Annotated in this window: 10 protein-coding genes and 2 pseudogenes; 9 read left to right on the top strand and 3 right to left on the bottom strand. The window is 59.9% G+C overall.

What is annotated here, in order from left to right; genetic code table 11:
• Window positions 1-58 precede the first annotated feature (58 nt).
• Window positions 59-932 (bottom strand): annotated as a pseudogene (locus L0Z65_RS00780) (MurR/RpiR family transcriptional regulator).
• 149 nt (window positions 933-1081) lie between these two features.
• Between L0Z65_RS00780 and L0Z65_RS00775 the strand changes: the two are divergent.
• The 7 genes and pseudogenes from L0Z65_RS00775 to L0Z65_RS00745 all read left to right on the top strand — a co-directional run bounded on the left by L0Z65_RS00775 (window position 1082) and on the right by L0Z65_RS00745 (window position 9242).
• Window positions 1082-1891 carry an N-formylglutamate amidohydrolase gene (locus L0Z65_RS00775; protein WP_405109862.1) on the top strand — a complete coding sequence of 270 codons (810 nt, stop codon included), beginning with the start codon at window positions 1082-1084 and terminating at the stop codon, window positions 1889-1891.
• Window positions 1884-2480: a TRAP transporter small permease subunit gene (locus L0Z65_RS00770; protein ID WP_405109859.1), complete on the top strand. Its 597-nt coding sequence runs from the start codon at window positions 1884-1886 to the stop codon at window positions 2478-2480. The genes L0Z65_RS00775 and L0Z65_RS00770 overlap by 8 nt, the downstream gene beginning before the upstream one ends.
• Entirely contained in the window at window positions 2480-3982 is a 1503-nt protein-coding gene (locus tag L0Z65_RS00765) for a TRAP transporter large permease subunit (protein ID WP_405109856.1), read from the top strand. The genes L0Z65_RS00770 and L0Z65_RS00765 overlap by 1 nt, the downstream gene beginning before the upstream one ends.
• Before the next feature lie 51 nt (window positions 3983-4033).
• A pseudogene (locus L0Z65_RS00760) lies at window positions 4034-5069 on the top strand (TRAP transporter substrate-binding protein).
• 116 nt (window positions 5070-5185) lie between these two features.
• Window positions 5186-6538: a glutamine synthetase family protein gene (locus tag L0Z65_RS00755; protein WP_405109853.1), complete on the top strand. Its 1353-nt coding sequence runs from the start codon at window positions 5186-5188 to the stop codon at window positions 6536-6538.
• A gap of 81 nt (window positions 6539-6619) precedes the next feature.
• Window positions 6620-8002: an aldehyde dehydrogenase family protein gene (locus L0Z65_RS00750; protein WP_405109850.1), complete on the top strand. Its 1383-nt coding sequence runs from the start codon at window positions 6620-6622 to the stop codon at window positions 8000-8002.
• A 94-nt stretch (window positions 8003-8096) separates the two neighbouring features.
• On the top strand, window positions 8097-9242 hold the full coding sequence (locus L0Z65_RS00745; RefSeq protein WP_405109847.1) for an iron-containing alcohol dehydrogenase: 1146 nt from the start codon (window positions 8097-8099) through the stop codon (window positions 9240-9242).
• Between the two features lie 177 nt (window positions 9243-9419).
• Here L0Z65_RS00745 and L0Z65_RS00740 read toward each other — a convergent pair whose 3' ends face one another.
• On the bottom strand, window positions 9420-10043 hold the full coding sequence (locus L0Z65_RS00740; protein WP_118068508.1) for an HD domain-containing protein: 624 nt from the start codon (window positions 10041-10043) through the stop codon (window positions 9420-9422).
• A complete protein-coding gene (locus L0Z65_RS00735; RefSeq protein WP_040175633.1) occupies window positions 10040-11185 on the bottom strand; it encodes a TauD/TfdA family dioxygenase in 1146 nt (381 codons plus the stop codon). Before L0Z65_RS00735 ends, L0Z65_RS00740 begins: the two co-directional genes overlap by 4 nt.
• Window positions 11186-11296: 111 nt before the next feature.
• On the opposite strand from L0Z65_RS00735, the gene L0Z65_RS00730 reads away from it, so the two are divergent.
• On the top strand, window positions 11297-12154 hold the full coding sequence (locus L0Z65_RS00730; RefSeq protein ID WP_405109843.1) for a LysR family transcriptional regulator: 858 nt from the start codon (window positions 11297-11299) through the stop codon (window positions 12152-12154).
• Window positions 12155-12277: 123 nt separating this feature from the next.
• Complete coding sequence (locus L0Z65_RS00725; RefSeq protein ID WP_405109840.1) at window positions 12278-12784, top strand: hypothetical protein; 507 nt, start codon at window positions 12278-12280, stop codon at window positions 12782-12784.
• Window positions 12785-12892: the final 108 nt, after the last annotated feature.

Genomic DNA, 12892 nt, shown 5'->3' with positions numbered 1-12892 from the left:
CCTCCCTTTTTCTACGTCAAGGAACCTTAGGGCATGATGAACCGCCCAGCGGCAGCCGTCAGGTGAATTTACGGAACAGCCGCGTGGTGTCGAAAATTGTGTCCAGTTTCTCGTAACGGGCGCGGGTCTCGTCCCAGCGCTCCTCCTGCGCGGCAGAGATCATCGCCTCCAGCAGCATCATTGTCGAGATGTTGGAATCCCAGGCTGACGGGATTTCCACCCAGCAGTTGAACGTCTGTGCCGCCACCGATCCGATGGGGCTCGACCATTGATCGGTGATCAAGATCACCTGCACGCCCCGTTCCGAAGCCAGTTCAGCCAACCGTTGCAGATTGGTCTCATAGCGGCGCACATCGAACATCAGCAGCGTGTCGCCTTCGACCATATCCAGAACATAATGGGGCCAGGTTGCCGATGAGGACGTCATATGCGTGACCCGCTGTCGGATCGCCTGAAAATGGGTGAACGCATAATCCGCAAGCGCCCGCGTGATCCGACCACCAACCACATACAGCTAAGCCCTCGGTATCGGCCAACTGGCGGACGGCGGCGTCAAATTGCTCTGAGTCGACATTGGAAAACGTCTGACTGAGGTTGTCTGTCACCGCCTGTGCAAATCTGTTCAGCAGATGCCCTTCCGGCGCCTCAGACGCCCAATTCGCCCGGCGTTGGGTTGGCCCGGATCCTTTGGCCTCCAACTCCTTCAGCAAGGCCTGGTGAAACTGCGGATATCCTTTGAAACCAAGCTTTTGCACCATCCGCGCCACGGTCGGCGTCGAGACGTCAGCATTGGCCGCAACAATGGTGATGGAGGCCAGACCGGCGGCTGGGTAATTCGCCAGCAAGGCGTTGGCAAATTTGCGTTCCGCCTGCGTCAGGCTCGCATATTGCTCCCGGATGAGTTCGCGCACGGTGGCGGGCGGTTTTGTCACAGTCCGGCTATCCCTCTGCTTTGCCTGCAATTTAAGCACAGCTCCGAAACAAGAGCCATTCAAATCGCAGGCCCTCAAACTGGTGCTGAAAAGATATTGACACAAAAAGTCGTACGTGAAAACATTTTTCCAAAATCAGGGAGTACCCAATGTCACTGAGCGATTCCAACGCTCCATCTGCCGCCTCGCCAGATCTGCCCAACCGGGCGGTGGAGGTCTGGAATGCGACTGGAACCGGCGCGGTGCTGGTGCTGTGCGAACATGCCAGCAACCACATCCCGACCCGATACGAGGGGCTTGGCCTGTCAGAGGAAGATCGCAGCAGTCACGCGGCCTGGGATCCCGGTGCATTGGCAGTAGCCAAGGGCCTGTCGGCGGCGCTGGACGCGCCATTGGTTGCAAGCTGCGTGTCGCGACTGGTCTATGACTGCAACCGCCCCCCCGAAGCCCCAAGCGCCATGCCCGCCAAATCGGAACTGATCGAGGTGCCGGGCAACCGCGATCTGGATGCAGCGGCGCGGGCAGAACGGGTGGCAACCGTCTACGACCCCTTCTGCGCGGCTGTGGCCAAGGTGATCGCAGATCGCAAGTCTGCTGGTCGTGAGACGATGCTGGTCACCATTCACAGCTTCACGCCGGTCTACTACGGCAGCCCACGCAGTGTCGAAATCGGCATTCTGCATGATGATGATACCCGTCTGGCCGACGCGATGCTGGACGCGGCACCTGCGCTGCCGCACCGCCAGGTTGAGCGCAATGCGCCTTATGGTCCGCAGGACGGCGTCACCCATTCCCTGGTGCTGCATGGACAGAACAACGGTCTGGCCAATGTGATGATTGAGATCCGCAACGATCTGCTGCGCACCCCTGAACAGGAAACCACCATGACCGAAGAGTTGCTGTGCCTGCTGCGCCCGGCTCTAGCGAGCCTCATCACCGAGGGGGCCACCAATGCCTAGAGCCATTAAAAGCTACGTGCACGCCATTGATGCGATGAACCGGCTGATTGGCCGCTTTGCCATGTATCTGATCTTTGTGCTGGTGGGCGTTTTGCTGTGGTCTTCGATCTCCAAGACATTCTTCAACCCCTCGCTCTGGACGTTAGAGACCGCGCAGTTTGTCATGGTTGCCTATTATATTCTGGGCGGGCCTTACTCGATCCAGATGGGCAGCAACGTCCGCATGGACCTATTCTACGGGTCCTGGTCGCTGAAGACCAAAGCATGGGTGGACGCCTTCACCGTGCTGTTCCTGATGGTCTATCTGAGCGTGCTCTTTTATGGGGCCATCAGCTCCACCGCCTATTCGCTGGGCTATTTCGGGCTGGAGCCATTTCAATTCTTTGGCGACCTTCTGATAACCCTTGTGACCGAAGGTCTGGATGCTGCCAGTGCCAAGCTCGGCTATCTGGAACGCAGCTCTACCGCCTGGCGCCCCTTCATGTGGCCCATCAAAACCATCCTCTGTTTCGGCGTCTTTCTGATGCTGCTGCAATGCCTTGCTGAATTGTTCCGTGATCTCGGACGCCTTCGCGGAGACGACTTCTAATGTCCTATGAACTCATCGCCATTATGATGTTTGCCGGCATGATGCTGATGCTGATGACCGGTCAGCGCGTGTTTGGTGCCATCGGATTTGTCGGCGCCGTTGCGGGTCTCCTACTCTGGGGCACAGGCGGCAGCGAGATTCCGTTTTCAGCAGCCATGAAACTGATGAAATGGTATCCGCTGCTGACACTGCCGATGTTCATTTTCATGGGCTATGTGCTGTCGGAATCCAAGATTGCCGATGATCTCTACCGGATGTTCCACGTGTGGATGGGACCGGTCAAAGGCGGGCTTGCCATTGGCACCATCGGCCTGATGGTCCTGATTTCTGCGATGAATGGCCTGTCGGTGGCGGGTATGGCAATCGGTGCCACCATCGCGCTGCCCGAGTTGTTGCGCCGGGGCTATGACAAGACCCTTGTGACCGGCACCATTCAGGCCGGATCTTCCTTGGGCATTCTGGTGCCTCCTTCGGTAGTGCTGGTTCTTTATGCGATGATCGCGCGCCAGCCTGTCGGGCAGCTCTGGCTTGCCGGTGTGGTGCCGGGGCTTCTGATGGCGACGATGTTCATCATCTATATCTACCTGCGCGCCCGCATGCAGCCCGCGCTTGGCCCGGCGATGAGCCCAGTAGATCTCGCCGAATACGAACGCATCAGCGATCATCCGCTGCGGCTGAACTATGTCGTACTGGCACTGCTGGTGCTGGTGCCACTGGTGGTCAAACTGGGTATACTCGAGGCAAAGCCCGCAATCGGCGTGGCGCTGGTCGGGTCTGTTCTGGCCTTTGTGACCCGCAGCATTCCTGCCTTCTATCACGATGTCTTCATGCGTGAAAAATATCGCCTGCTGTTCTCCGGCGTGCTGCCGCTGGCGATTTTTGCCGCTATGATGGTGCCCTTTGTCAATGGCTGGACCTCCCTGGTCGAAAGCTCTGCCATCGGAGCCATGACCGCCTTTATCGCCGCGATCCTCAAGGGGCGCATGAACAAGGAGGTGTTTGAAACCTCTGTGCGCTCCACACTCGGCATCTCCTGCATGTTCATGTGGATCATCCTGGCCGCCCTTGGCTTTGGCGCGATCTTTGATGGTCTGGGTGCGGTGAAGGCGATCGAGGATCTGTTCACCACGCAGCTGGGGCTGTCGCCCTGGATGATCCTGATCCTGATGCAGCTGAGCTTCATTGTGATGGGTACATTCCTTGATGACACCGCGATGCTCGTGATTGTGGCGCCGCTTTACGTGCCGCTGGTGGGCGCGCTGGGGTTCGATCTGATCTGGTATGGCGTGCTCTATACCATCACCACCCAGATCGCCTATATGACGCCGCCCTTCGGCTATAACCTGTTCCTGATGCGGGCAATGGCGCCACCGGAAATCGGGCTGAAAGATATCTATGTCTCAATCATCCCCTTTGCGGCGGTGATGGTCGTGGCCCTGGCTTTGGTGATGATCTTCCCACAGATCGCCCTGTGGCTGCCGGAATATGTTTACGGAAAATAACCCTCAGAAGAGCCCCGCAAGGGGGCCGGAATTTCAACATGGAGAAGAGATATGACGACAAGACGTAAGTTTATTCAGACTGCCGGTGTCGGTGCCCTCGCGGCTCCGCTGGCCACCCCCGCGCTGGCCCAGTCCAAAATCACATGGCGCATGCAGACCTACGCCGGTGCGGCGCTGGCCGAACATGTGGTGAAACCCGCCATCGACATGTTCAACAAAATCGCAGGCGACCGTATGCAGATCGAGCTTTATTATGCCGATCAGCTGGTCCCCACCGGCGAATTGTTCCGCGCCATGCAGCGTGGCACCATCGATGCGGTGCAGTCCGATGATGACTCGATGGCCTCCCCGACCGATGTGACGGTCTTTGGCGGTTATTTCCCCTTCGCCTCGCGCTACTCGCTCGACGTGCCGGTCCTGTTCAACAAATATGGGCTGAATGAGATCTGGGACGAAGAATATTCCAAGGTCGGCGTCAAGCATATCTCCGCTCGGCGCCTGGGATCCCTGCCACTTTGCCACCAAGGATCCGATCCGCAGCCTGGCCGATCTGAAAGGCAAGCGCGTCTTTACCTTCCCGACCGCTGGCCGCTTCCTCAGCCAGTTCGGCGTGGTGCCTGTCACCCTGCCGTGGGAAGACATCGAAGTCGCCATGCAGACCGGTGAACTCGATGGGATCGCATGGTCCGGCATCACCGAGGATTACACCGTCGGCTGGGCAGATGTGACCAACTACTTCCTGACCAACAACATCTCCGGTGCCTGGGCTGGGTCCTTCTTTGCCAATCAGGGCCGCTGGAACGAGCTGCCGGAAGATCTGCAGACTCTGTTCCGCGTCTGCTGTGACCAGTCGCATTATTACCGCCAGTGGTGGTATTGGGGCGGCGAAGCAGACCTGCGCGTCAACGGCCCGAAGATGGAGCTGACCTCAATCCCAGATGAAGAATGGGCAACGGTTGAGGAAGCCGCCTACAAGTTCTGGGATGAGATCGCCGCCGAAAGCCCGACCAAGGCGCGTGTTGTCGAAATCATCAAGAAGTACAACGCAGACATGCAGAAAGCCGGACGCCCCTACCGCTACGGCTAAGTCTACCGTCCAAAAACCGGAGTTTGGCCCGCATGCGGTGGGCCAAACTCCTTTCAATGGAATTTGCCAAACTTTTTTGTCAAAAAGTTCTGGCCTCAAAACGCAAAGGGCTGCTCATGCTCTCCTTCGACACTCTTGCTGACCAAGTTTCTGCTGGCAGCGTTGACACTGTTCTGGTCTGCCTCGTGGACATGCAGGGGCGGCTGATGGGCAAGCGTTTCCACGCCAAGCATTTTGTGAATGGCGCCTGGGAAGAGACCCATTGCTGCAACTATCTTCTGGCCACCGATCTGGCGATGGCGACACCGGATGGATATGCGTCGACCAGCTGGGAAAACGGCTATGGCGACTACGTCATGAAGCCGGATCTGGCAACCTTGCGCCCGGTGCCTTGGCTCGAAGGCACCGTGATGGTGCTCTGCGATGTGCTGGATCACCACACTCACGAAGAGGTGCCGCATTCCCCCCGCGCGATCCTGAAGCGTCAGGTGAGCCGTCTCAAGGAGATGGGGTTTGATGCGATGTGCGCCACCGAGCTGGAGTTCTTCCTCTTCGAGAAGAGCTTCGATGCGATCCGCAAATCAGGCTTCCGCGATCTGGAGCCGATCTCGGGCTACAATGAGGACTACAGCATCCTGCAGACCTCCCGCGAGGAGCATGTGCTGCGCCCGATCCGCAACCATCTGTGGGACGCGGGCCTGCCAATCGAAAACTCCAAAGGCGAGGCAGAGACCGGTCAGGAAGAGCTGAACATCAAATACGCCGCGGCGATGGACACCGCCGCCTATCACACCATCGCCAAACATGCGGTGAAGGAAATCGCCCAGCAACAGGGTCATGCGGTGACCTTCCTGCCGAAATGGAGCCACGACAAGGTCGGCTCCTCCTCCCATGTGCATCAGTCGCTGTGGCAGTACGGCAAACCCGCCTTCTTTGACGAGAGCGATGAGCTGGGCATGTCGGCGCTGATGAAGAATTACATGGCGGGATTGCTGAAATACGCACCCGATTACACCGCCTTCATGGCGCCTTATATCAACAGCTACAAACGCTTCATGAAGGGCACCTTTGCCCCGACCCGGATCATCTGGTCGGTGGACAACCGCACAGCGGGCTATCGTCTGTGCGGTGTCGGCAGCAAGGCCATCCGCGTCGAATGTCGCATTCCGGGCTCGGACATGAACCCCTATCTGGCGATCGCAGGCATGCTGGCCGCGGGTATTGCGGGCATCGAGGAAGGTTTGGAGCTGCAAGCCCCCACCAAGGGCGATGTCTATCAGGGCGACACCGGCATGATCCCAGGCACGCTGCGGGATGCGGCTGTGGCACTCAAAGGCTCGGCCATGTTGCGGGCTGCAATGGGCGATGACGTGGTGGATCACTACGTGCGCGCCGCCGAAGTGGAAATCGAGGATTTCGAGCGGATCGTGACCGATTACGAGATTGCCCGCGGGTTCGAGCGCGCCTGAGGCGCGCAGAGCCTTCGGCGAGAGTATTTTTGGAAAGATGACGATGGGGGCGTGCCCCCGTCAAACCACATGAGGAAGACCATGGGCCAGACCCTGAAATGTATCTCACCGATCGACGGATCGGTCTATGCCGAGCGTGAGACGCTGTCACCGGAGACCGCAGCGGAGCGCGTGACCGCAGCCCGCACGGCCCAGACGGCCTGGGCTGCCCGCCCCCTGCAAGAGCGGGTTGATCTGGTGATGGCCGGTGTGGCGGCTGTAGGCGCGATGCACGATGAAATCGTACCGGAACTGGCCCATATGATGGGGCGCCCGGTGCGCTATGGCGGTGAATTTGGCGGCTTCAACGAGCGCGCCAGCCATATGGCGCAGATCGCCGAAGACGCGCTGGCCGATATCGAGATCGGCGAGGACGCAACCTTCAAGCGCTACATCAAACATGTTCCCCATGGCGTGGTGCTGGTGGTCGCGCCTTGGAACTACCCCTATATGACTGCGATCAACACCGTCGCGCCTGCCCTGATTGCGGGCAATACCGTGGTGCTGAAACACGCCACCCAGACGCTTCTGGTGGGCGAGCGCATGGCGCAGGCCTTCCAGTCGGCTGGCATTCCGGCGGATGTGTTCCAGAATATCTTCCTCGATCATGACACCACATCGGCACTGATTGCAGACAAGGCCTTCGACTTCGTCAACTTCACCGGCTCTGTTGGTGGCGGTCAGGCGATGGAGCGCGCGGCAGCGGGCACCTTTACCGGTGTCGGCACCGAGCTGGGCGGCAAGGATCCGGGCTATGTGATGGAAGACGCCGATCTTGATGCGGCAGTGGATACGCTGATCGATGGCGCCATGTTCAATTCCGGTCAGTGCTGCTGCGGGATCGAGCGGATCTACGTGCATGAAAGCCTTTACGACGCCTTCGTCGAAAAGGCTGTTGCCATAGTCAAGGGCTACAAACTGGGTAATCCGTTGGAGCAGGAGACCACCATCGGTCCGATGGCCAATGTGCGCTTTGCAGCTGAGGTTCGCAGCCAGATTGCTGAGGCCGTTGAGGCAGGCGCCGTGGCTCATATCGAAACATTTGCCGAAGACGACGGTGGCGCCTATCTGACACCACAGATCCTGACAAATGTGACCCATGACATGCGGGTGATGCGCGACGAGAGCTTTGGCCCAGTGGTGGGCATCATGAAAGTCTCCTCCGACGCGGAGGCCATCGAGCTGATGAATGACAGCGAATTTGGCCTTACGGCCTCGCTGTGGACGCGCGATGTCGAGCGTGCGACCCGTGTTGGTGATCAGATCGAAACCGGCACCGTCTTCATGAACCGCGCCGATTATCTGGACCCCGGTCTGTGCTGGACCGGCTGCAAAAACACCGGGCGTGGGGGCGGCCTCTCTGTCATCGGCTATCACAACCTCACCCGCCCGAAATCTTATCATCTGAAAAAGGTCACGGGCTGAGCCCCGTCATCTTTCCGAAAAATACTCCGGGGAGCTTGCCGCAGGGCAAGCGGGGGCAGCGCCCCCTCCCCGGCTTCATCACAGGAACACACCTATGACTCTTGTTGGAAACTGGTCCTACCCGACCGCAATCAAGTTTGGCGCTGGCCGGATCAAGGAGCTGGCCGAGGCCTGCGCGGCAGCGGGCATGAAAAAGCCGCTGCTGGTCACCGACAAAGGCCTGGCCGATCTGCCGGTCACCCAATCCACGCTCGATATCCTGGAGACTGCGGGCCTCGGCCGGGCGATGTTCTCAGAAGTTGATCCCAACCCGAATGAGAAGAACCTTGAGGCCGGTGTGGCCGCCTATAAGGCAGGCGATCATGACGGGGTGATCGCCTTTGGCGGCGGTTCCGGTCTGGATCTGGGCAAGATGGTCGCCTTCATGTGCGGCCAGACCCGGCCGGTCTGGGATTTTGAAGATATCGGCGACTGGTGGACCCGCGCCGATGCCGATGCCATCGCGCCGATCATCGCGGTGCCGACCACGGCTGGTACCGGTTCCGAAGTGGGTCGCGCCTCCGTGATCACCGACAGCGTGACCCATCAGAAAAAGATCATCTTCCACCCCAAGGTGCTGCCAACCGTGGTGATCTGCGACCCTGAACTGACCGTCGGCATGCCCAAGTTCATCACCGCAGGCACCGGTCTGGATGCCTTTGCCCATTGTGTCGAGGCGTTCTCCTCCCCCCATTATCACCCGATGTCCCAGGGCATCGCGCTGGAAGGCATGCGCCTGGTGAAGGACTGCCTGCCACGCGCCTATGCGGATGGCACCGACATTGAGGCCCGCGCGCAGATGATGTCCGCCGCCGCAATGGGCGCCACCGCCTTCCAGAAGGGGTTGGGCGCGATCCACGCCATGAGCCACCCCATCGGTGCGCATTTCAACACCCACCACGGCACCACCAATGCGGTCTGCATGCCTGCGGTGCTGACCTTCAACGCGCCGGAAATCCGGGAGCGGTTCAATATGGCGGCGGCCTATCTGGGCATCGAAGGCGGCTTTGAAGGCTTCTGCACCTATGTGCAGGGCCTGAACGACAGCCTCGGCATCCCGCGCGGATTGTCTGAACTGGGCGTCACGGAGGCGGCCATCCCCGAACTGGTAAAGGGCGCGCTGATTGATCCCTCCTGCGGTGGCAACCCTGTCGTTCTTGACGAGGCCAATCTCACCCAGCTGTTCAAGGATGCCATGTGACCCACGCAGATCATATCTGCAATGATCCTGCGGCTGCGCCTGTTCTGCCCCCGGCGCAGCGCAGCACATAGATGACCCGGCGCGTCTTTGACGCAGCATAGGGTACCTTAAGACTGCGGCCCCTCTCAAAGCTGAGAGGGGCCGCAGTTTCTTGCAGTGCTATCGTCGGCTCAAAACTTAGTCAGACACACCGCAGTGACGGTCCACCATCCGCTGCACCATTGGCGCGAAATGCCAGAAATCAGGGGTTTCCATGCCTGCCCGTTTGCCTGCCTCATCGAGATAGCGCACCGCGATAATCTCTTTCAGGTTTGGATTGGCCTCAAACGCTGCAACCTCCTCAGCGTTCATCGGCCCGCCCTGCAGCTCAAGCGTATGAACGGACGCCGGGGACAGCCGTTTGAAATACTCAGGCTTCGTTGCGCAGAGATACCGTTTGGCCGCAACGTGGTAGCGGCAGCAATCCGTGATCACACTGGGAAAGAACCGCTCCAACACCTCTGCGCCCGCGTCCTCATGATGGCGATCCTCGGTATCATCGGGATGATAGGTGCCAAACTCCGAGGTGAAATGCCCGATGTCATGCAACAGCGCGCCGACGATGATCTCCTCAGGCTGGCCATTCTGCTCGGCGATGGTGGCGCCCTGCAGCATATGTTCGCCCATGGTCACCGGCTCACCCAGATATTCCTCCCCGCCGCGCCGGTCGAAGATGGAGCCGAGGAAGGCGACGATTGTGTCCCGATCCAACGTCGCTGGTGGGACATGCGTGGTTGCTGGCTGTGGCTGGCTGCTGGTCATTCGGCTGCCTCCGCCAGCGCCTGACGTCGGCGCGCCTCATGAGCCGACCGTAGCCCGTCCTTGTCAGCATAACAGCCCTGCAACCACCGCGTCCCCTCACCCGAGTAACCCTTGCGTGCGTGCAAGACGCGGGTGTTGTCGACCACAAAGGCCTCGCCGGGATTAAGACGGAACGTGACCTCCATCGCCGTATCGTCGATGATCTCGCCCAATCGGCGATAGGCCGCATAATAGAGCGCCATCTTCTCGAACGGGACATCCTGCACCGCGGCCAGTGATCGATTGTTGAAACGCACCCCGATCAGCTCCCCATCGGGGGCCAGCTCGATCATCGGGCGACGAGAGGTCAGGCAGACGCCGGCCTCGCCTGCGTATTCAAATCGCGCACAATGTTCTGCCAGCACATTGAAATAGGCCTCATTCTCGGCCTTGAGGCGCAGCGCGGCGGCAAAACCGTCCACGACCATATTTTCACCACCGGCAGCCGAGCTTTCGAGGCAGTAGAGCACCTGAATGGTCGGCACCGGATCGCGATATGGATTGTCGGTATGCGCCTGCAAGCCCAGACCGGTGAAGGCCAGGTTGGTCGGGTTCACTTCGGTGCGCACCTCAAAATGGCGTCCGTAGTTGGTCTCACGGACGTGCCCGAAGAGGTCGACCACGCGGAACAACGCGCCTTCTTCGATCGGCCCGTTGACGACCTTGCCAAAGCCATAGCGCGTCACAGCGCCCAGCCAGTCGCCCAGCGCTGCACCGCCGGCTTCCAGCGCCGCAAAGTCGCCAGTGGGCACGCCGTCCATCAACCCTGCGTCCCAGGTCTCGACCCCGTCGGCGAGCCACCCAGCGTCATCACAGGCGGCGCGGTCGTAGGCGTGGGCCTCCAGCCACGAAAGATCATAGGCCACGTTCTTGTTTTCGGGCGCAAATTGTACCTTGAGGCTGCCACCCTCCAGCGTGGCCTCCGCAATCGTGGTGTCTGCCGGGATATCCCGCAACGCAATCAGGCGCTGACCGTTGGCTTCGGCGCGGGTTTCCGGGTCGCTGGCATTGTCGCGCAACCAGATCGCGTGAAAGCGCAGCTCCGACGTTCCAAGAGATAGGGTAAGGTAGTCGCCCGCCGGGGCGATCGTGACTGTCGGCATGGTATCCTCAATGATGGTCCGCAACGCGGAAGATGACTCTTGCGCGCATGTTGCCATTGCCCCTACATAATCTCAAATTAGGAATTTCCGCACTAAGGCCAAGGTCAGCTAATGCAACAGCAGCGCCCCACCCTGCCACCCCTGGAATGGATCCGCGCCTTTGAGGCGGCGGCACGCTGCGGCAGCTTTACCGCGGCGGCTGCGGAAACCGGGATCACTCAATCTGCCATTTCACAGCGGATCGCCCAGCTGGAGAAACGGCTGGGCACCGCGCTGTTTCACCGCCACCCCCGCGCCATCACCCTGACCGTGGAGGGCGAAGCCTGGTTGCCACACATCCAATCGGCCCTGGATACGATGCGCGACAGCTCCGAAGCGCTGTTTGGCACCGGACGACGACAGCTGACGATTTCCGCAAGCCAATCGGTCATTGATTTGTGGCTTACCCCGCGGCTGGCCGCCCTGAGCGACATCGCAGGCGGTCAGTTGGCGGTACGGACCATGGTCCTGGGCGCCCATGATGCGGTAGAGGACGAGGTGGTCCGCATCCGCTACGGCGTTGGCGACTGGCCGCATCCCTACAAGCTGCCGCTCTATTCCGAAGGGATCGCCCCCATGGTTTCCCCGGAGTTGATTGGTCGCAGAGACGGCCACTGGAGCGAGTGGCCCCGGATCGCCTGCTCTGGACCTCGGCCGGGGTGGCCGGACTGGGTGGCCTGCCATGGTGGTGGATCAACGCCGGTCCCACATCTGCGATTTGATACGTTTCTGTCCGCTCTGGGGGCGGCCCGTGCCGGCACTGGCGTGGTGCTGGGATCCCTGCCGCTCTGCCATCAGGATCTGGCAGCCGGGCGGCTGGTGCGGATGGGTCAGGATCAGCTTGACCATCACGCCACCTATTGGATGATCGCTGGGCAGGATGCGGTCAGCCGCACTCAATGGACCGAGTTGGCCCGGGTTATGGTCTGACGATGTGCCTCTAGGGTCAGGCGCGTATTGTCGCGATGGCAGCCTGCCCCATTGCCCCGCTGCGAATGGCCCGACATTTTCTGCGCTCTAAAGACTATCGAACCCTTTGGAGTACGAACGCGCATGAATATCTGGCTCTTGGCCGCTGGTGGCCTGTCTGTCATCAACACTCTGTTGCACATTTTCGCTGGCGGCCCCAGCGTCGCCCGCCCCCTGCTGGACGCCCGCGACCTGTCGGCGGAGGTGCGCTACGTCAATTATTACTGCTGGCATCTCGTGAGCATAAATCTGGCGGCTGTGGCGGCGCTCTTCCTCTGGCCTGCATGGTCGGGCGAGGCCGAAATCGCTGCGATCCTCGCCACTGGTCTGGCCGCGGCCTACGCCATTTGGGGGCTCGCCCTGCCGGTTCTGAATGGTCAGCGCTACAAGGACATTCCGCAGGGTTTTTTGTTCGTGCCGGTGACGATTTTGGGAATCGCTCAGCCTCACGCTCTAGCAGCACGTCGCCGTCCGAGACCCAGGCAGAAACGATTTTGCGGGAAAATTACGGCCGGTGATATCCGGGAAATACCATCGACCTCAAACAATTTCATAGATAAAATATATTCAGGAAAACCTCAGAAATACTGAGGCCTCTCATGCGGCCACCCAAGGCAAAAAGGGGGAAAACAGCCTTAACAGCTTATGAACAAGGGGGGATCGGGGTCTGCCGATGCGCAGCTCTATACCGCCTGGTTA

Origin of the sequence: Phaeobacter sp. BS52, assembly GCF_045040595.1 — a bacterium.
Taxonomy (GTDB): domain Bacteria; phylum Pseudomonadota; class Alphaproteobacteria; order Rhodobacterales; family Rhodobacteraceae; genus Phaeobacter; species Phaeobacter piscinae.
Note: the sequence above shows the minus strand (reverse complement) of the source record. Positions and strands in the feature narration are given on the sequence as shown.

What these genes read in the sequence shown, in the direction of transcription:
- L0Z65_RS00775 (WP_405109862.1), top strand. Translation starts at nt 1,082, where the DNA reads ATGTCACTGAGCGATTCCAACGCTCCATCTGCCGCCTCGCCAGATCTG.
- L0Z65_RS00770 (WP_405109859.1), top strand. Translation starts at nt 1,884, where the DNA reads ATGCCTAGAGCCATTAAAAGCTACGTGCACGCCATTGATGCGATGAAC.
- L0Z65_RS00765 (WP_405109856.1), top strand. Translation starts at nt 2,480, where the DNA reads ATGTCCTATGAACTCATCGCCATTATGATGTTTGCCGGCATGATGCTG.
- L0Z65_RS00755 (WP_405109853.1), top strand. Translation starts at nt 5,186, where the DNA reads ATGCTCTCCTTCGACACTCTTGCTGACCAAGTTTCTGCTGGCAGCGTT.
- L0Z65_RS00750 (WP_405109850.1), top strand. Translation starts at nt 6,620, where the DNA reads ATGGGCCAGACCCTGAAATGTATCTCACCGATCGACGGATCGGTCTAT.
- L0Z65_RS00745 (WP_405109847.1), top strand. Translation starts at nt 8,097, where the DNA reads ATGACTCTTGTTGGAAACTGGTCCTACCCGACCGCAATCAAGTTTGGC.
- L0Z65_RS00740 (WP_118068508.1), bottom strand. Translation starts at nt 10,043, where the DNA reads ATGACCAGCAGCCAGCCACAGCCAGCAACCACGCATGTCCCACCAGCG.
- L0Z65_RS00735 (WP_040175633.1), bottom strand. Translation starts at nt 11,185, where the DNA reads ATGCCGACAGTCACGATCGCCCCGGCGGGCGACTACCTTACCCTATCT.
- L0Z65_RS00730 (WP_405109843.1), top strand. Translation starts at nt 11,297, where the DNA reads ATGCAACAGCAGCGCCCCACCCTGCCACCCCTGGAATGGATCCGCGCC.
- L0Z65_RS00725 (WP_405109840.1), top strand. Translation starts at nt 12,278, where the DNA reads ATGAATATCTGGCTCTTGGCCGCTGGTGGCCTGTCTGTCATCAACACT.